Source organism: Neisseria zoodegmatis (genome assembly GCF_900187305.1).
Taxonomy (GTDB): Bacteria; Pseudomonadota; Gammaproteobacteria; order Burkholderiales; family Neisseriaceae; genus Neisseria; species Neisseria zoodegmatis.
This window is the reverse complement of record NZ_LT906434.1, coordinates 1402109-1421776: the sequence shown is the minus strand read 5'-3', so window position 1 is coordinate 1421776 and position 19668 is coordinate 1402109. Positions and strand designations below refer to the sequence as shown.

The following is a 19668-nucleotide window of genomic DNA, read 5'->3' as shown; positions in this document are numbered from 1 at the left end:
GTTGGTCAATTAATCCAAATGTTCGCTGCTTTGCGCCAAAACGGTTCGATTGCCGTTGGCTTCCGGTGCCGAAACGATACCGTCTGCCTCCATTTGGTCAATCAGACGCGCGGCACGGTTGTAGCCGATGCGCAGGTAACGCTGCACCGAAGAAATGGTTGCTTTGCGGGTTTTAATCACGCAGGCAACGGCATCGTCGTACATGGGATCCAGCTCTTCATCGCCGTTGCGTTGGCCGTTGGCATTGCTGAACATATCGTCGCTGCCTACGCCGGCAGTCAGAATGTCGTCTATATAATCCGGCTCGCCGAACTGCTTGAGATACTCAACCACGCGGTGCACTTCATCATCCGCCACAAACGCCCCGTGAACACGCTTCGGATAGCCTGTGCCGGGCGGCAAGAACAGCATATCGCCCTGACCCAGCAGGTTTTCCGCACCCATTTGGTCAAGGATAGTACGGCTGTCTACCTTGCTCGACACTTGGAATGCAATCCGGGTCGGAATATTGGCCTTAATCAAACCGGTAATCACGTCCACGCTGGGACGCTGCGTCGCCAGAATCAAATGGATGCCTGCCGCACGCGCTTTTTGTGCCAAACGTGCAATCAGCTCTTCGATTTTTTTGCCCGCCGTCATCATTAAGTCGGCAAACTCGTCAACCACCACCACAATAAACGGCAATTTGGTCAGCGGCTCCGGCTCTTCGGGTGTTAAGCTGAAAGGATTGGCCAGCGTTTGGCCGCGCGCTGCCGCTTCGGCTATTTTCTGGTTGAAGCCCGCTACATTACGCACGCCCATATGGCTCATCAAACGGTAGCGTTTTTCCATTTCGTTCACACACCATGTCAAAGCATTGGCTGCCAACTTCATGTCTGTTACCACCGGCGCGAGCAGATGCGGAATGCCTTCATAAATGGAAAGCTCCAGCATTTTCGGGTCGATCATAATCATGCGCACTTCTTCGGGCGAGGCTTTGAACAGCATGGATAAAATCATGGCGTTCACGCCCACCGATTTACCCGAGCCAGTAGTACCCGCCACTAATAGATGCGGTGCTTTGCCTAAGTCGGTAACCACCGGTTCGCCGGTAATGTCTTGACCCAGCGCCAGCGTCAACTTGGATTTAGATTCTTGAAATGCAGTTGAATTGAAGATTTCGCTCAACCGTATCATCTGACGTTTGGGATTGGGAAGCTCCAGCCCCATGCAGGTTTTGCCCGGTATCGTTTCCACCACCCTGATGGAAGACACGCCCAGCGAGCGGGCAAGGTCTTTTTCAAGGTTCATCACCGCATTGCCGCGCACGCCTACATCCGGTTCGATTTCATAACGGGTAATCACCGGCCCAGCATAGGCATCCATTACTTTCACTTTTACCTTAAATTCGGCCAGTTTCTCTTCGATGGTAATGCTGTTTTCCAACAAGGCTTCTTCGGTTTGGGTTGCGCTTTGGTCGAATTGCGGCGGCTGGAGTAATGCAACCGTCGGCAGTGAAATGTTTGAAGTTTCGGTGTTTACAGTAACCAACGGCCGCAAAGGTGTGTTTGCAGGCATGCCCGAATGTTCAGACGGCCTATCTGCCTGAACTGCCGAAGCTTGTGCGACAGGCTGCTCAAAAACAGCAGCAGGTGTTTCGCTGGAATTTATGGCTTCATGATGGTTTGAGGCCGTCTGAAACTGAGTTGTGCGAATTTCACCGAAACGGCTTTGCTCATGCTCCGGTGCGGATTCCTGCAACAAACGGTCGTTAATACTCCAGCCGGGACGGGTAACGACATGAGCCTCTGCATTTTCAGAATACTCGTTAGCCGCAAGCGCGCGCGTGATCGGTGTCTTCAACGTATTAATCGACACGGCGGGCTGTGCATCATGAAATACCGGCGGTTCGGGAATATCGATAACTTGACGCTCCACCTCCGGTACGGGTGGCGGCTCCACCACCATTTTTTCCGTTTCAGGCATGGCTGAATACGGCGTAAAGCGGGTGGAAATAGGTTGAATGGCCGACACGGGTTTCGCTGCGGGCTGCAACTGCACCGCATGGCTCTGCTCCACGCGCGCCGCATCGGGAATAACGCTTTCACGCATAGCCGTATTGACGCGGCGTATCCGCTGACGGTTTACAGGCGAATCAGTACGGGCGAGATTGGCAAACACTTCTCCCTCAGGAATGATTTGCGGCTGCGCCGTCTGAACAGGAGCTTGCGCCGATATTTGGCGACGCCGCGCCATGCGCTGTCTTAACAGGTTGGAACGGATGTCGTCTTCGCCTATCGTCTCCGGATTACCCACCGCCTGATGAACAGATTGGGCAATTTCAGTACGGGGAACGGCATGGGAAAGCTGGCGCACTTCCGACAATACACGCTCGCGGGTACGCATAACGGCCGGGTCGTCCAAATCAATGGTTTTCAGCTCGACCACGGGCGCAGGCGGCGAGGCTTCTTCTAAAGCCGGTTTGAATTTCCAATTGATTTCCACCACCTCCATATCGGGAGAAGGATTGGAAAAAGGTTTGACGGGCTGTATATCGGTTTCTTTGTCGTGCCACTCCACCAAATGGGTTTCCTGTAAGGCGCGAGTAGCTTCTTCCAACGTAATCACCGGCAAAGAAGCATCTACCGGCTTGTGCGTGCGGTATTCGTCTTCATCGAAAGCAACATACGGCGCCGGGGCAATGGCCTTACCGGTTACCGAAGTGCGCTTGCGTTCTGTTTTTTGTTCAGACGGCTGCAATACCGCGCCAAACATAGGAATATCGGTTGTCTCTTCTTCAGCTTCAGCCGATTCGGAAGATGCCGTATCAGCAACGGAACGCTCAACCGGTTCGGCTTTTGCTGCCGCTTGTTCACGGGGAAGAGGCTGCGCTTTTAAGGCACGAATCGGTGTATCTTGTTCTTCTGTCGATTCAACAGCTTCTACCCCGTCTCCGACTTCCTGAAACTCTTCTTTAGCAGCAACATCGGCTTTTAAAGCCGCTTTGGGAGCGGAAGCAAAAATCGGTAATTCATTGATGGATTCGTCGTCTTCAAGCTGTTCTTTTCTTGTACCCGAAGTAGCATCCAATTTACGGCTGTGTTTAGGCGAAAGCGCACGGAATTTTTCGACGGTTTTGTCGTAAACCGCCTTCGCTTCTTCCGCAGCACGATGGCTCTGGCGGGTGTTTTTCAGATTAGGATCCACACCTCTCAGCGCTTTAGCCGGCTTGGTATTTTCCAATCCTTGCGATGAAGATACCTCTCCGGCTTCATGACGGCTCAAATACGTCAGCTCGCGCAGCCACTCTTGCTCCTGAGTGTGGCGAACCCACAGCATACCCGCAATCGCGCACAGTAAAACAATCAGTAAAAATGTCCACAACATGAATACAAACAGCCCAGATTTGATTTTGGCAAAGTGCTTATTCTAGCCTGTTTCGCCCTCGAAAAGAACCATTTTCATCTTTGTTGGTAGCTTTTTGTGACAAAGGGTTTGCCCGCACGGCATCAATTATTTGCCATTTAAGGGCTGTACCTGACGTAAGCATGTTCAAACTTCCACCCTAGCCATAACAAGATAAACTTTCGGCAACACAAGCCTACTTGCGCCCTATTCTACTTTTCCCGATATTACTCAGGCCGTCTGAACGGTTTCAGACGGCCTGTTTTGACTATGCTACAATTCCAGCGCAAAATTTCCGTTCATTCACTTACTTCAAAGGAATGCTTATGACAACCATCGCCCATGGTATTTTCAAAGCCTACGACATCCGCGGCATCGTCGGCAAAACCCTCACCAACGAAGCAGCCTACTTAATCGGTAAAGCCATTGCGTCCAAAGCCGCCGAAAAAGGCATCAAAAAAATTGCTTTGGGGCGCGATGGTCGTTTAAGCGGCCCCGAACTGATGGAAAGCATTTCAAAAGGCTTAACCGAAAGCGGCGTAGATGTATTGAACGTCGGCATGGTTGCCACGCCCATGCTCTATTTTGCCGCCATCCGCGAATGCGAAGGCAGCGGCGTGATGATTACCGGCAGCCACAACCCGCCCGACTACAACGGCTTCAAAATGATGCTCGGCGGCGGCACGCTGGCAGGCGAAGCCATTCAAGAGCTGCTGGCCACCATTGAAAACAAGCGCTTTGTTTCAGACGGCCTCGAAGGAAAAGTCACCGAAAAAGACATCTCCGCCGAATACCAAAACCACATTGTCGGCCACATTAAACTCAAACGCCCGATGAACATTGTGATTGATGCCGGCAACGGTGTAGCCGGAGCGTATGCAGGCGATTTATACCGCGCCCTCGGCTGTACCGTAACAGAGCTTTTCTGCGATGTGGACGGCACTTTCCCCAACCACCATCCCGACCCTGCCAAACCGAAAAACCTGCAAGATGTCATTAACGAACTGAAAACCTGCAACGCGGAAATCGGCATTGCTTTCGACGGCGACGGCGACCGATTGGGTGTGGTTACCAAAGAAGGCAACATCATTTACCCCGACCGCCAACTGATGCTGTTTGCCCAAGACGTATTAAGCCGCAATCCCGGCGCGAAAGTGATTTTCGACGTGAAATCCACCCGCCTGCTGACCCCATGGGTAAAAGAACACGGCGGCAAACCGATTATGGAAAAAACCGGCCACAGCTTCATCAAATCATCCATGAAGAAAAACGGCGCATTACTGGCCGGCGAAATGAGCGGACACACATTCTTTAAAGAACGCTGGTTCGGCTTCGACGACGGCCTCTACGCCGGTTGCCGCCTGTTGGAAATCCTTTCCGCCGGCAACAACCCTTCCGCTGTGCTGAATGCCTTGCCTCAAAGCATTTCCACGCCCGAGCTGAATATTGATTTGCCCGAAGGCAGCAACGGCCACAAAGTGATTGAAGAATTGGCGCAAACCGCCTGCTTCGATGGCGCGGAAAACATCATCACCATCGACGGCCTGCGCGTAGAATTCCCCGACGGCTTCGGCCTGATACGCGCCTCCAATACCACGCCGGTATTGGTGTTGCGCTTTGAAGCCGACAGCGAAGAAGCCATCACACGGATTCAAAACCAATTTAAAGCAGTGATTGAAAGCAATCCCAACCTTCACTGGCCTTTGTAATTTCTGTTTTCAATAGTTGAACATATCGTCTGCCATGCCTCATCGGAAGCATTTTTCCGTGCATGGCAGACATCTTTATTTCCCTAAAAATTCAAATCTTTCCTAATAAAATCAATACATAAAAAAATAATTCATATCCAAGCAAATATTTTTCAACTCTTCTTGCCGCTCTTGGTTTTGATTTCAATTTATTTGCGTGCATAATCCCGCTTAAACATTTAATGACCAACCCGATAACACCTCTCCAACAGCCAATCATCGGGATAAACCCGCAAGCCAAAGATCACTATTATGACTTTACACAACCAACAAAGAAAAAAACTCAGCTTTGAATTTTTCCCCACGCGCACGCCCGAAGGCCGTGCCAAACAAGTCATCACCCGAAAACAACTGAGCCAGTTTCACCCCGAATTTTTCTCGTGCACATCCGGTGCGGGCGGCTCGACCCGAGACGGCACCATGCAGGCCATTCAAGACATCTTGAGCGAAGGCATCGCCGCCGCACCCCACCTGCCCTGCGTCGGCATGCACGCGCAAGAAATCATCGATTTGCTCAACGAATACAAAGCATTGGGCGTGCGCCACATCGTCGCCCTGCGCGGAGACATTCCTTCCGGCATGGGTGCAGGTTCAGACGGCCTGCGCTATGCCAACGAATTGGTTTCTTTGATTAAAACCGAATTCAACAACGACTTCCATATCGAAGTAGCCGCCTACCCCGAATACCATCCCCAATCGCGTAGTGCGGAAGACGACATCAACAACTTCGTGCGCAAAGTCAAAGCCGGAGCCGACTCCGCCATTACCCAATATTTCTATAATGCCGACGCCTATTTCCGCTTTGTGGACGACGTACGCGGCCGCGGCGTGGATATCCCGATTATTCCGGGCATCATGCCGATTGCCAGCTTTTCCAAACTATCGCGCTTCTCCGATACCTGCGGTGCCGAAATCCCCCGCTGGCTGCGCCTGAAACTGCAATCTTACGCCGACGACACCGCCTCGATTAAAGCACTGGCTTTAGATGTGGTAACCGAAATGTGCGAACGCTTGCTGCGCGAAGGCGCGCCCAGCCTGCATTTCTATACCTTGAACCAAGCCGGATTGGTATCTACCATTTGTCAGCGTTTGGGGTATTGATTAAACAAGGTATTAGCTGAGAATAAAACAGTAAAACCAAATAGCTTGAGGCCGTCTGAAATTTTCAGACGGCCTCAAATTCATTAGCCGAGACCTTTGCAAAGCCCTCAGATGTGGATGCAGTTCAAGGCGTAGCAGCACAGCGAGAGCAGACATATCACACGATAGGCAAACGAGCGAGCAGCGCACAACGCAGAAATGCGCCGCAGATGAGAGCTTTGCAAAGGTCTCTGGCCTACTGCTTAGCAGCTTCTATCCGAATATCGACTTTAACCTTTTTCGACATTCCCGTAGTTGCCAGTGAATCAATGCCCCAGCGGGTGCGGTCTATCTCGGTTTTAAAGTCCCCTTTGCACACTTCTTTTTTTATCGCAACATGTTGATAGCATTTGAATTGCGTTGCTTTCAAAGTAACCGGCGCAGTTTTGCCCCGCATGGTCAAACTGCCGGAAACCGCATCTAGCCTGCTGCCTTCGAAATGAAAACGTGTGGAGCGAAAACGGATTTCGGGATATCGGGCAGCATGAAACAACTCGGCACTTTTCAGATAATCATTGACTTCCTCACTACCCGAGCGGACGGTATCAACTGGGATAATGATGTCGGCAAAACCGGTTTTGCTTTGCGGATTAAACTGCATGTTGCCGCTCAAATGGTAAAAGCCTGCGCTTTGCTCACCGGTAGCGAAATGATCCACACTTAAGCGCGCGTGGGTATGTTTGCTGTTGATGGTATAAGTAGCTGCACCCGCCGTAGAAACAGCCAAGCTGATGGCGGCGGCAAGCAGATGTTTTTTCATTATTTTCCAATCAACATGTTGCGGTTTTAACGGCATTAAGCGGCATTTTTCAGACGGCCCCAACTCACCGCTTAAAGTAAAAATGTGTCAGTACTGATTGCAACACAAAAACGCCTCAAAGGCGTTTTTGTGTGATTAGGCGTTTAAAGTGGAATCAACCGTTATTTGATGATGCTCACTTTTTGAATCACGATCGGCTTCACAGGAATATTTTGGTGATAGGCCTGATCGGTGGTTTGCACTTTGGCGATTTTATTAACCACGTCCATGCCGGCGGTCACTTTACCGAATACGGCATAGCCGTAACCTTGTACGGTTTTGTTTTTAAAGTTTAAAAAGTCGTTATTGGCGACATTGATAAAGAACTGGCTGGTGGCGGAATTCGGATTGGCCGTGCGCGCCATGGCGATGGTGCCAACGGTATTTTTCAAACCGTTGTCGGCTTCGTTCACAATCGCTTTATCGGTGGCTTTTTGCGTCATATCCGCCGTGAAGCCGCCGCCTTGCACCATGAAACCGTCGATCACGCGGTGGAAAATCGTGCCGTTGTAAAAGCCTTTTTGCGCGTAGTTAACGAAATTGGCTACGGTTTTCGGGGCTTTTTTCTCGTCCAGCAACAGTTCGATTTTGCCCATATTGGTATCAAGCACGGCGCGGGTATCTGCCTGCGCAGCAAAAGCCGGCAACAAAACCAAGCCGGCCAAAATCAGTTTTGCGGTATTTTTCATCTTTGTTTCCAAATAGCTTTGTTTGTGAAATGGCTGAATTATCGTGTCTTTTGAGATAAGTTGGCGTAAACGGATTGTAAAAGGCCGTCTGAAAAGATTAAACAGTTTCAGACGGCCTCTTGCGGCCTTTTTATGTTGTTTTTATGCAAAAATCATTCAGGTTGGCTGCCAGTTACAGTGCAGCCAAAACGGCATTGCCCATTTCGGAGCAGGAAACGAGTTTGCAGCCTTCTTCAAAAATATCGCCGGTGCGGAAGCCTTGCTCCAACACGGTTTGAACGGCGTTTTCGATGCGGTTGGCTCCGGCTTCGTCGTTCAGGCTGTAACGCACGAGCATTGCCAGCGAAAGAATGGTTGCCAGCGGGTTGGCTTTGTCTTGGCCTGCGATATCGGGGGCGGAGCCGTGCGAGGGTTCGTACAAACCTTTGCCGGTTTCGTTCAAAGACGCAGACGGCAGCATACCGATAGAGCCGGTCAGCATTGATGCCTGATCACTCAAAATGTCGCCAAAAATATTGCCGGTGGCGATCACGTCAAACTGTTTCGGCGCGCGCACAAGCTGCATGGCGGCGTTGTCGACATACATATGCGAAAGCTCGACATCGGGATAATCTTTTGCCGTTTCGGTAAAGATTTCTTTCCACAATTCGGTGGTTTCCAGCACGTTGGCTTTATCAACCGAACACAATTTCTTATTGCGTTTTTGTGCGGCTTCAAACGACACTTTGGCGATGCGGCGGATTTCGCTTTCGCTGTATTTCATGGTGTTGAAGCCTTCGCGCTCGCCGTTTTCCAGCGTGCGGATGCCGCGCGGTTCGCCGAAATAGATATCGCCGGTGAGTTCGCGCACAATCAGAATGTCCAAGCCGGAAACCACTTCTGGTTTGAGCGTGGAGGCATTCGCCAATTCTTTATACAAAATGGCAGGGCGCAAGTTGGCAAACAGGTTTAAATCTTTGCGAATGGCCAACAAACCGCGCTCAGGACGAAGCGGGCGGTCGAGATTGTCGTATTGCGGGCCGCCAACTGCGCCGAGCAATACGGCATCGGCTTCGCGGCAAAGTTTTTGCGTGAATTCAGGATAAGGATGGCCGTATTCGTCGTAAGCGGCCCCACCGAGCGGGGCGTATTGATATTCGACATCGAGGCCGTCTGAAATCAATTTGTCTAACACGCGCACGGCTTGGGCGATAATTTCGGGGCCGATACCGTCGCCGGGAAGAATGGCAATTTGTTTGGTCATTTAGGATTCCTCTATATTTTCTTGATCAAACCGGGAATGGTTTATTGGACTTGAAACAGACGGATATTAGCACAAACCACCCTATCCATCAGGCAAGGCCGTCTGAAAAACATTATAATACCGCCCATGAAACTGATTACCTCCGCCCGCAACGAACAACTCAAGCATCTGTCGAAGCTGCTTTCCCAAGCCAAAGCCCGCCGCCAACACGGGCAAACGGTGCTGGAAGGCATACATCTTTTGCAGTCTTACCTGCAAAGCGGCAGGCAACCCGTGCAGGTTTATATTCCCGAAGCCAAAAAAGATTTGCCTGAAATCAGCGCTGCGGTAAAACATCTGCCGCCGCAAAGCCTCACTCTGGCGGCAGACGGCGTGTTGTCTAAAATCTCCGGCCTAACCGAAGCCGAAGATCTCATTACACTGATTGATATTCCCGTTCAGACGGCCTTACCCACAAAAGGCGACTGCGTTGTTTTGGAGCGCGTGCAAGACCCCGGCAATGTCGGCACCATCATGCGCAGTGCCGCGGCTGCCGGAGTGAAGCAATTGATTTTAAGCCACGACTGCGCCGACGTATGGGCGCCGAAAGTATTGCGGGCCGGCATGGGCGCGCATTTTTTACTGGACATTCACGACCGCGCCGACTTGCCTGAATGGAGCCGCCACTACACCGGCAATATTTGGGCAACCGCCTTATCCGAAACCGACAACCACAATCTCTACGACATGCGCCTGACCGAGCCTGCCGCATGGGTGTTCGGCAACGAAGGCAGCGGCATCAGCCCCGAAATACGCCGACATGTGCACGGCTGCGTCAAAATCCCCATGCTCGGGCAAACCGAATCATTAAACGTCGCGATGGCGGCAACCGTATGTTTATTTGAACAAATGCGCCAACGGCTGCACACCGCCTAAGCGCAACCACCCTATTTTTCAGACGGCCTCAAGCCGCACCCACAAGGAACCACCATGTTTGACGACTCTTCCCGACAAAGACTTTCCGAGCTTTTGGATGCCAAAGCAGAAACCCACGCCACCATGCGTTGCGACGAAGTTCAGGCCTATATGATGGCGCTGCTCACCGGCCCGGACGCACTCAACACGGGCGAATGGCTGCCGGAAGTAATGGGCGACGAAAACCTGTTCACGCCCAACGAACAAAAAGAAATCGAGTCGCTGGTTCTCGCTTTGGTGATGGACATGCACACCAAGCTGGAAGAAAAAATGCTGCCCGATTTGTGGCTGTATGACGACGAAGCCGAAAACCCCGACTTCCACACTTGGTGCAACGCCTATCTTTATGCCTTGGATGTGGTGCCTACCGATTGGTTTGAAGCCGTAAACAACGAAGAATTTGAAGACCTGTTCTACCCCATCATGGCTCTAGGCGGCATTTATGACGAAGACGACAACGGCGAAGTGCTGCTGCATCTGACCGATAAAGAATTAACCCAGCTCGAATCGGAGCTGCCGCATGTGCTGCTCGATATCTATTACTACTGGCGTAGCCTCAAAAACAAACCCAAAACCGTGCGCAATTCCGGTACCAAAGTCGGCCGCAACGACCCCTGCCCCTGCGGCAGCGGCAAAAAATACAAAACCTGCTGCGGCAAAGAGCATTAAACCACAGAGGCCGTCTAAAAGGTCAACATGATGAACAATCCCTTTGATTTAAACGCCGCCATCGGTTTGCATCCCGATCAAAACGCGCCTTTCTTCCATGCCGACTGGCCGGCTCCCGCCCATGTCAAAACGCTGATTACCACCCGCAACGGCGGCATCAGCGAAGGCGTTTACCGCAGCCTTAACCTCGGCAGCCATGTCGGCGACCGCCCCGAGCATGTGGAGCACAACCGGCAAACCGTCCAAGCGCACATCAGCGCGCCCGTGGTATATCTCAACCAGATTCACAGCACCACCGTTGTGCGGACAGCGGAACATATCGGCCAATCTCCCGATGCCGATGCCGCCGTCGACAACACCGCCACCGCAGCCTGCGCCGCCATGACTGCCGACTGCCTGCCCGTGCTGTTCTGCGACAAAGCGGGCACGGTAGTCGCCGCCGCACACGCAGGCTGGCGCGGTTTGGCCGGAGGCATCCTGCAAAACACCATAGCCGCCATGAACGTGCCTCCGATTGAAATCATGGCCTATCTCGGCCCCGCCATCGGCCCCGATGCGTTTGAAGTAGGCCAAGACGTTTACGACGCTTTCTGCGCCCAATCCCATCAGACCGAGCAGGCTTTCGAGCCGATAGGTTCAGGCAAATATCTGGCCGACATTTATGCACTCGCCCGATTAACCTTACAGCGGGAAGGTGTGAGCATGATTTACGGCGGCACCCACTGCACCGTGCTTGAGCGCGATACTTTTTTCTCGTACCGCCGCGAAAAGCAAACCGGCCGCATGGCGAGCATTATTTGGCTGGATAATCGGTAAAGGTTCTAGATGCTACTGTTTTAATCAAACCGAAGCGGCGGATTGCCCACCCTCCGCTGCGGTTGACTGCATAGAAACCTTATTTCGTATCCATTGTTGATTAACATATAGCCGGAAAATCAAATTATTACTAAAAACGCCAACTGGCGGATATACAATCCGCCTCCACGAAAGTGGTTGGCAATTCAAAAAAGTGTGAGGAAAACCCGCTTTGGAAAAACTCGCGTTACTCGTTTTGACGAAGCCCGCGTAGCGGGTTTTCAGACGGCCTCAAGATTTTTTTAAGCCCCGTTTGGGCTTTTATCTGAATGGTACAAAGGCTGAGACCTTTGCAAAACCCTCAGATGTGAATGCAGTTCAAGGCGTAGCAGCGCAGCAAGTGCAGACATATCATATAGATAGGCAAACGAGCGAGCAGCACACAACGCAGAAATGCGCCGCAGATGAGGGTTTTGCAAAGGTCTCAGGCTTCAGCATAAAAAAACCGGCATGGTATCAACCATGCCGGTTTTTTTACAGCTTCAATATTTACTCATCGCTACTTTTACCGTTCGGCACACCTTTCAACATGGTGTGCCACAGCAAAAAAGTTACGCAAACACGGTAAACCCAACCTTATTGACGCTGCGCATCTACCGCCGTCAGCGCGATCATATTCACGATACGGCGCACGGTAGAAATCGGGGTAACGATGTGTACCGGTTTGTTCATACCCATCAGAATCGGGCCGACGGTAATGCCGTTGGTCGCATTCACGCGCAACAGGTTGTAGCTGATGTTGGCGGCTTCCACGTTCGGCATCACCAGCAGGTTGGCAGAGCCGGTGAGCGTGGTTTCGGGATAAATGCTTTTGCGCATCTCTTCATCCATCGCCACGTCGGCCTGCATTTCGCCGTCGATTTCCAAATCCGGGTCGATTTCACGGATCATCTCCAGCGCTTGTTGCATTTTGATGGCATCTTTATCGCTACGCGAACCGTAATTGGAGTTGGACACCAACGCCACTTTCGGTTTGATACCGAAGCGTTTCATTTCTTTGGCGCACATCAACGTACCTTTGGCCAATTGGTCGGCATCCGGGTCTTCATTAATGTAGGTATCGGCGATGAAGAAGTTGCCTTTGTTGGAAATCAGCGCGTTCATGGCAAAAGCGTGGTTTTCCGGGTTGTTGTAGCCGATGACTTCCTCAAAGATGTTGAAGTGGTCGTAAAAACGGCCCATCGTGCCGCACAGCATACCGTCCGCATGGCCGAGACGTACCATCAAGGCGCCGATCAATGTGCTGTTGGCGCGCAGGCGGCGACGTGCCATTTCTTCGGTTACGCCCTTGCGTTTGCGCAGTTGGTAATACTCTTTCCAGCTTTCTTCGAAATGGGGATTGCAGTTGATGTCGATCAGTTCGAAGTCTTTGCCGGGCTGAATGGTCAAACCTTGCGACTGCAAGCGCTCTTCGATGGTTTTTTTGTCTCCCACCAAAATCGGGAACGCCAGTTTTTGCGACACCACTTGCTGCGCGGCATGCAATACGCGCTCGTCTTCGCCTTCCGTTAACACGATACGCTTAATTTGTTTGCGCGCTTGGTTGAAAATCGGGCGCATAAACAGGCTGGTTTTGTAAACAAACTGGTTCAGTTTTTCTACATAAGCGTCCATATCGTGAATAGGACGGGCAGCCACACCGGAATCCATAGCCGCTTGGGCGACGGCCGGAGCGATTTTGGCGATCAGGCGCGGGTCGAACGGCTTGGGAATCAGATATTCCGGGCCAAAGGTCAAATCGGCATCTTCATAGGCACCGGCCACCTCTGCGCTGGATTCTGCCATCGCCAAATCGGCAATGGCGCGCACGCAGGCGAGTTTCATTTCTTCGTTGATGGTGGTTGCGCCTACGTCTAATGCGCCGCGGAAGATAAACGGGAAGCACAATACGTTGTTGACTTGGTTGGGGAAATCCGAACGACCCGTGCCGATAATCACGTCGGGGCGCGCTTCTTTGGCTTCAGGCGGCCAAATTTCGGGCGTAGGGTTGGCCAGTGCAAACACGATGGGGCTGGCGTTCATGGTTTTGAGCATATCCGTGCTCAACACATTGGGGCCGGACAAGCCCAAGAAAATATCTTTGCCGTTCACCGCGTCGGCCAATACGCGCTGGCCGTTGTCTTGAACGGCGTAGCGCACTTTGCTCTCGTCCATGCGTTCGCGGTCTTCGCGGGTGGTGTAAATCACGCCTTTGGAATCGCATACGGTGATGTTTTCGCGCTTCATGCCCAAGGCTACCAGCAAATCCAAGCAGGCAATGGCGGCCGCGCCCGCACCGGAACACACCAGCGATACGTTTTCAATCGCTTTGCCGGTAACGCGCAAGGCATTCAAAACGGCAGCGGCGGTAATAATGGCCGTGCCGTGTTGGTCGTCGTGGAATACGGGAATATTGCAGCGCTCGCGCAATTTTTGCTCGATATAGAAGCACTCGGGCGCTTTGATGTCTTCAAGGTTGATACCGCCGAAGGTCGGCTCTAAAGAGGCGATGATTTCAACCAGTTTGTCAGGGTCGGTTTCGTTGACTTCGATGTCGAATACGTCGATACCGGCGAATTTTTTAAACAAAACGCCCTTACCTTCCATCACGGGTTTGCCGGCCAAAGCACCGATGTTACCCAAGCCCAATACGGCGGTACCGTTGGAAATCACGGCAACCAGATTGCCGCGGGCGGTATATTTGTAAGAAGCCAGCGGATCGTTATAAATCTCCATACACGGAGCGGCCACACCCGGCGAATAAGCCAGCGAAAGGTCGTATTGCGTCGCCAAAGGCTTGGTGGGGGCAACTTGGATTTTGCCCGGATTGGGATATTCGTGAAAATGGAGGGCGGCTTCTTTGATTAATTCATCCATAAATGTATCCTGACTTATCGGCTTGAGGCCGTCTGAAAAAACCTATTCATGCTTTTCAGACGGCATGCGTGTAGAAAGCGTAATGTTATCATGTGTGATAAACGGCGCATACCGTTATGTGCTGCATTTTTAAGAGAAGTAACGCACTATCTGTTAAAGCTTGGCCGTATATACCAAAAGCCGTCTGAAAACATTTTTGCGAAACCCGCAAAGTTTGTTTTCAGACGGCCTTTATTCATATCGGCTGATACTCAATCAAGCGTAGAACGCATACGCCCATGCGGCCACCAATACGATACACAGAATATTCAGCAGCACACCCGTGCGCATCATTTCCTTCTGCTTGATCAGCCCCGTGCCGAACACGATGGCATTGGGCGGCGTTGCCACCGGCAGCATAAACGCACACGAAGCGCCGATACCGATCACAAACACCAGCACTTCTTTAGGCAGCCCCATCTGCGTGGCAATGCTGGCGAAAATCGGCACGAGCAAAGCGGCGGAAGCCGTGTTGCTGGTAAATTCGGTGAGGAAAATAATGAATGCGGCCACGGCAAAAATCACCACCAAAGGATGCGCCACCACAAACGCCGTCGCCAGCTGTTGGCCGAGCGCGAGAGATGCGCCGGAAACTTTCAGCAGATTGCTCAATGCAATACCGCCTCCAAACAGCATCAACACACCCCAGTCGGTATTGCGTGCAACTTCTTTCCAACGCGCCACGCCAAACACCACCACGGCCACGGCGGCGGTCAGAGCGATAACGGTATCGGGATTGGCAATGCCGAACGATGCTTTAAGTTTGGAGCTGAACACCCAAGCCACGGCGGCGGCGATGAAAATCAACATCGCAATCACGCGGTGCAGCGTCCACGGAATATGCTCGGCTTTCACTTCCACGCGCTCGCTCAAGTTCGGGCGCAGGATAATGTACAGCGCAAACAGCATCAGCGGCAGAATCAGCAGCATCATGGGCAAGCCCATTTTCATCCAGCCGGCAAAATCCAAATCCAAGGCTTTGGCAGCAATCGCATTCGGCGGAGAGCCGACAATCGTACCCAAGCCGCCGATGCTCGCGCAGTAGGCAATACCTAACAATACAAACACATAGGTTTTGCGTTCTTTCTCTTTATCCAAATGATCCATCATGCCCATAGCCAAAGGCAGCATCATGGCGGCGGTGGCGGTGTTGCTGATCCACATAGACAAAAATGCGGTAACGGCAAACAGCATCAGCACGGCGGCTTTCATGTTCCCGCCGGACAAAGACAGCAACCATACGGCAATCTTACGGTCGAGACGCTGCATATGAAGCGCCGCAGCCAAGGCAAAGCCGCCGAAGAAAATATAAATAATCGGGTCGGCAAAGCTGCTCATGGCTTTTTTGATATCCATTTCGGGGAAACCGAGTACCACGGCCAGTATCGGCACCATCAATGCGGTTACGGTAATGTGCACGGCTTCGGTAAACCATAAAATAGCCACAAACAGCAATACGGCAATGCCTTTATTGGCGGTGGCTTCATAAGGCAGAATATGATAAATACCGAAACAGATTACCGCAGCAATGATGGTCGTAATCAGGCCGCGGAAATCGGTAATCGGCGCTTGCGCGCTGAGCAGCTCGATATTTTCCGGGCGCTGTTGTTTGTCGGGAGCCATATTTTTATCCTGTGAAACGTTGTCAAAAATCATTCTACACAAGCAATCCGCGCCTCTTTCAAGACGCATAACTGCCAACCCAGTATAAGTGTAATTCCGTGTAGTTGTAAAGAATGTGTAAACGAGCGGTTAAGCAGCGAATTAAAAGAATTCATGCTAAAAAACCAAATTCATTTAAAACAATATGCTGCGCATCAAAACATTCCCTCCATAATCCTGCCGAAGCATTTAAGCGGATAACTTCGGGCGTTTCCCTGCCCGATATGCACGGCATCAATCCAAACAAACCGGTTTCGTTGGATTACACCGTCTGTTTATGCCGCAAAGCATCTGCGCGCCACCCATCACTTCCCGCTTATCCGCTTGTTTTTTCAGACGGCCTGCTATATAAATGCCTACGGTTTGCAGACTATATTTCATTCAAACAAACCGCTGCTATCGTTAAAAAACACAGAAAACCATTAGAAGAAAAATTCAAGTGATGCACCATCGTTCCGACAATCTGCGGATGGCGTGGCTGGTTATCTTATGCGCGGCATCCGTATTAATGATTACTTCCGGCATCAGGATGTCGCTGGGGCTGTTTGTACAGCCTATGGTTAAAGATACCGCACTCAGTATTGCCGACATCAGCTTTGCCCTCGCCGTTACCCAACTGATGTGGGGCGTTTCCCAACCGCTTACCGGCGCCTTGGCCGACCGCTTCGGTGCGTGGCCGGTGCTGCGGTGGGGAACTTTGCTGCTCGTGGCTGGCTGCATCATGGTTCCTTGGTTGAGCGGGGCTTGGGGATTGGCGTTTACGATGGGCGTGATGATTGCTTTCGGTTCGGGCGCGGGCGGGTTTTCGATTTTGATGAGCCAAGTTGCCAACAAAGTACCTGCACGAATGCGCGGCACGGCTTCCGGCATCGTGAATGCGGGCGGATCGTTCGGGCAGTTTTTATTTGCACCGCTGATTCAAGGGTTGATTTTTCTGCCCGTCGCAGGTTGGCGCGGCACGATGTATGTATTGGCAGCCATCAGCGTGATCATCATCCCTCTTTCCCGCCTGCTTACCCGCGGCGACAACACACCCAAACCGCAACCAGCCGCAAGCACAGACAACGGCAGCCAAACACTCAAACAGGCTTTGGCGCAAGCCTTTAAAGACCGCAGCTATATCTTGCTGCACTTGGGCTTTTTTACCTGCGGTTTCCACATTGCTTTTTTAGTGACCCATCTGCCCACCGAAGTAGCCTTGTGCGGATTGCCGCCCGCTGTGGCCTCGTGGTCGTTGGCGATTATCGGCTTATCCAACGTCGTAGGCAGCCTTGCGGCGGGCTGGGCGGTCGGCCGTTTCCGCAGCAAATACATTTTATTTTGGATGTACGGCTCACGCGCCGCTTTGATTGCCGTTTACTTAATGCTGCCGCGCACCGATACCGTGTTTTACCTTTTTGCCGCCGGGCTGGGGCTGACTTGGCTGGCTACCGTGCCGCCCACCGCCGCGATTGTCGGCAAACGTTTCGGCGTACGCTATCTCGCCACGCTGTTCGGCTTAACCTTGCTGTCGCACCAAATCGGCGCGTTTTTCGGTGCTTATCTCGGCGGCAAAGCCATCACGACTTTCGGAGATTACGGCTGGATGTGGTATGCCGACATGGTGCTTGCCGCCGCCGCAGCCCTGCTTAACTTACCGATTAAAGAAGATAAAATCGGCCGTGATGCTTAATCTTTCATCAAATGAGGCCGTCTGAAAATTTCAGACGGCCTCAAGCCAACCTACAACCTGTTGACACACATGAACAAGAAAAACATCGTTATCAGCTTTCTCGGCACCCAACTCGACAGCGGGCTGGGGCAAGGACGCTGGTCGAAATGGCGCCCCAATGTCGCCATCAGCCAGCAAAAAGACCTGCACATCGACCGCATAGAGCTTTTCTACGCCGAACACTACCGCGAGTTGGCCGACACCGTAAAAGCCGACATCGAAAGCAGCGCACCGCACACCAGCGTGCGCCTCGTGCCGATGGAATTAAGCAACCCGTGGGATTTCAGCGAAGTCTATACCAAGCTGCACGATTGGGCCGAGCATTATCCGTTTGATACCGAAGCAGAAAACTATCTCACCCACATTACCACCGGCACACACGTCGCCCAAATCTGCCTGTTTTTGCTGGTTGAAAGCCGGCGCATCCCCAGCGTGCTGCTGCAAACTTCGCCGCCCAAAAAACAAAGGCGCAACATGCCTATCGGGGAAGTCGGCAGCTACGAACTGATTGATTTGGATTTGGCGCGCTACGATGTTTTGGCCGAACGCCTCGCCGCCGTGCGCCACGATGCCGTGCGCTACCTCAAAAGCGGCATTGCCACCCGCAACCCCGCGTTCAACCGCATGATTGCCGAAATCGAGCAAGTCGCCCTCCATTCCCCCTCGCCTATCCTGCTCAGCGGCCCCACCGGTGCGGGCAAGTCCATGCTGGCACGGCGTATTTACGAGCTGAAAAAAGCGCGGCACCTCATTTCAGGCAAGTTTGTCGATGTGAACTGCGCCACCTTACGCGGCGACGGCGCCGCCTCCGCCCTGTTCGGCCATAAAAAAGGCGCGTTTACCGGTGCCGCCGACAAACGCGAAGGCTATTTGAAAACCGCCGACAAAGGCGTGCTGTTTCTCGACGAAATCGGCGAATTGGGGCTGGACGAACAAGCCATGCTGCTCAAAGCCATTGAAGAAAAACACTTTTATCCCATCGGCAGCGACAGCGAAGTCCACAGCGATTTCCAACTCATCGCCGGTACCAACCGCGATTTACGCCGCGAAGTGCGCTTGGGGCGTTTCCGAGAAGACCTGTTCGCCCGCATCAACATCTGGCAATACACCCTGCCCGCACTGGCCGAGCGGCGCGAAGACATCGAACCCAACATCGAACACCAGCTTGCCGTCGTTTCACAAGAATTGGGGCGCACCACCCGCTTCAACAAAGAAGCCCATGCCGCCTACCTTAATTTCGCCCTGTCGCCGCAAGCCTTGTGGCGCGGCAACTTCCGCGACCTCGCCGCCAGCATCATGCGCTTGGCCACGCTCGCACCGCAGGGAAGGATTCAGACTGAAGCGGTAGAAGCCGAAACAGGCCGTCTGAAATGGCTGTGGGCAGACGATGCCGATACCGCCCTCCACAGGCCGTCTGAAAACGATTGGCACCTGATTCTGAAAGCCAAAGGTATCGACGCCGACAGCTTGGATTTGTTTGACCAAATGCAGCTCGAAAACGTGATTGCCGAATGCCGCCGCCACAAAAACATGGCCGAAGCCGGGCGGGCGCTGTTTCATGTTTCACGCACTCAAAAAGCCAACCCCAACGACAGCGACCGCTTGCGCAAATATTTGGCAAGATTCGGGCTGACTTGGGCCGATATTTCATCGACAGACTAAGCCCGAAACCTTTGCAAAATCCTCAGATGTGGATGCAGTTCAAGGCGTAGCAGCACAATGAGTGCAGACATATCATATACAAGGCTAAACGAGAGCGAGCAGCACACAACGCAGAAATGCGCCGCAGATGGGTTTTTTGCAAAGGTCTCAGTCCGTAGCAAGCCGCTCAATATTGCACAGCCCATTTTCAGACGGCCCGAAACCTTTATACAGGTTTCGGGCCGTCTGAAAAACCACATGTGAAACCGGCAAGCAGT

Annotated in this window: 15 protein-coding genes and 2 pseudogenes; 8 read left to right on the top strand and 9 right to left on the bottom strand. The window is 52.3% G+C overall.

The window, feature by feature from the left end; all coding sequences use genetic code 11:
* Positions 1-9 precede the first annotated feature (9 nt).
* Positions 10-3366, bottom strand: coding sequence for a DNA translocase FtsK (locus CKV66_RS06690; RefSeq protein WP_085363751.1), 3357 nt, complete (start codon positions 3364-3366; stop codon positions 10-12).
* Positions 3367-3710: 344 nt separating this feature from the next.
* Between CKV66_RS06690 and CKV66_RS06685 the strand changes: the two genes are divergently transcribed.
* Together CKV66_RS06685 and metF are read left to right on the top strand one after the other, a co-directional pair.
* Positions 3711-5093, top strand: a complete 1383-nt coding sequence (locus CKV66_RS06685; RefSeq protein WP_085363752.1) for a phosphomannomutase/phosphoglucomutase — start codon at positions 3711-3713, stop codon at positions 5091-5093.
* A 291-nt stretch (positions 5094-5384) separates the two neighbouring features.
* Positions 5385-6233 (top strand): methylenetetrahydrofolate reductase [NAD(P)H], encoded by an 849-nt coding sequence (gene metF / locus CKV66_RS06680; protein WP_085363753.1) that lies wholly within the window; start codon positions 5385-5387, stop codon positions 6231-6233.
* Between the two features lie 12 nt (positions 6234-6245).
* On the opposite strand, the pseudogene CKV66_RS12570 reads toward metF, so the two are convergent.
* From CKV66_RS12570 to leuB, 4 genes and pseudogenes are all read right to left on the bottom strand, one after another.
* A pseudogene (locus tag CKV66_RS12570) lies at positions 6246-6457 on the bottom strand (lipoprotein signal peptidase).
* An 11-nt stretch (positions 6458-6468) separates the two neighbouring features.
* Positions 6469-7032, bottom strand: coding sequence for a YceI family protein (locus tag CKV66_RS06670; protein WP_085363828.1), 564 nt, complete (start codon positions 7030-7032; stop codon positions 6469-6471).
* 161 nt (positions 7033-7193) lie between these two features.
* Positions 7194-7760 (bottom strand): peptidylprolyl isomerase, encoded by a 567-nt coding sequence (locus tag CKV66_RS06665; RefSeq protein WP_085363754.1) that lies wholly within the window; start codon positions 7758-7760, stop codon positions 7194-7196.
* Between the two features lie 172 nt (positions 7761-7932).
* Positions 7933-9003: a 3-isopropylmalate dehydrogenase gene (gene leuB, locus CKV66_RS06660; protein WP_085363755.1), complete on the bottom strand. Its 1071-nt coding sequence runs from the start codon at positions 9001-9003 to the stop codon at positions 7933-7935.
* A gap of 126 nt (positions 9004-9129) precedes the next feature.
* Here leuB and CKV66_RS06655 point away from each other — a divergent pair, with 126 nt between their 5' ends.
* From CKV66_RS06655 to pgeF, 3 genes are read left to right on the top strand one after another with little or no spacing between them, the layout of a single operon-like run.
* The gene (locus tag CKV66_RS06655) at positions 9130-9918 is read left to right on the top strand and encodes a TrmH family RNA methyltransferase (protein ID WP_085363756.1); all 789 of its coding nucleotides are present in this window, start codon (positions 9130-9132) and stop codon (positions 9916-9918) included.
* Positions 9919-9972: 54 nt separating this feature from the next.
* Positions 9973-10626 carry a YecA family protein gene (locus CKV66_RS06650; RefSeq protein ID WP_085363757.1) on the top strand — a complete coding sequence of 218 codons (654 nt, stop codon included), beginning with the start codon at positions 9973-9975 and terminating at the stop codon, positions 10624-10626.
* Positions 10627-10656: 30 nt separating this feature from the next.
* Positions 10657-11442: a peptidoglycan editing factor PgeF gene (gene pgeF, locus CKV66_RS06645; RefSeq protein ID WP_085363758.1), complete on the top strand. Its 786-nt coding sequence runs from the start codon at positions 10657-10659 to the stop codon at positions 11440-11442.
* Positions 11443-11723: 281 nt separating this feature from the next.
* Here the strand turns inward: pgeF and CKV66_RS12875 are convergent, their stop codons facing one another.
* From CKV66_RS12875 to CKV66_RS06630, 3 genes are all read right to left on the bottom strand, one after another.
* On the bottom strand, positions 11724-11909 hold the full coding sequence (locus tag CKV66_RS12875; RefSeq protein ID WP_408633895.1) for a lipoprotein signal peptidase: 186 nt from the start codon (positions 11907-11909) through the stop codon (positions 11724-11726).
* 148 nt (positions 11910-12057) lie between these two features.
* Positions 12058-14337, bottom strand: coding sequence for an NADP-dependent malic enzyme (locus CKV66_RS06635; RefSeq protein ID WP_085363760.1), 2280 nt, complete (start codon positions 14335-14337; stop codon positions 12058-12060).
* A 255-nt stretch (positions 14338-14592) separates the two neighbouring features.
* Positions 14593-15999: an SLC13 family permease gene (locus CKV66_RS06630; protein ID WP_408633853.1), complete on the bottom strand. Its 1407-nt coding sequence runs from the start codon at positions 15997-15999 to the stop codon at positions 14593-14595.
* 113 nt (positions 16000-16112) lie between these two features.
* On the opposite strand from CKV66_RS06630, the gene CKV66_RS12190 reads away from it, so the two are divergent.
* From CKV66_RS12190 to rtcR, 3 genes are all read left to right on the top strand, one after another.
* Positions 16113-16481 (top strand): hypothetical protein, encoded by a 369-nt coding sequence (locus tag CKV66_RS12190; protein WP_143773806.1) that lies wholly within the window; start codon positions 16113-16115, stop codon positions 16479-16481.
* Positions 16481-17710 (top strand): MFS transporter, encoded by a 1230-nt coding sequence (locus CKV66_RS06620; RefSeq protein WP_085363763.1) that lies wholly within the window; start codon positions 16481-16483, stop codon positions 17708-17710. The genes CKV66_RS12190 and CKV66_RS06620 overlap by 1 nt, the downstream gene beginning before the upstream one ends.
* A 69-nt stretch (positions 17711-17779) precedes the next feature.
* Entirely contained in the window at positions 17780-19411 is a 1632-nt protein-coding gene (gene rtcR / locus CKV66_RS06615; protein WP_085363764.1) for an RNA repair transcriptional activator RtcR, read from the top strand.
* On the opposite strand, the pseudogene CKV66_RS12565 reads toward rtcR, so the two are convergent.
* Positions 19408-19553: pseudogene (locus tag CKV66_RS12565) on the bottom strand (lipoprotein signal peptidase). The gene rtcR and the pseudogene CKV66_RS12565 sit on opposite strands and share 4 nt — an antisense overlap.
* Between the last annotated feature and the right edge of the window lie 115 nt (positions 19554-19668).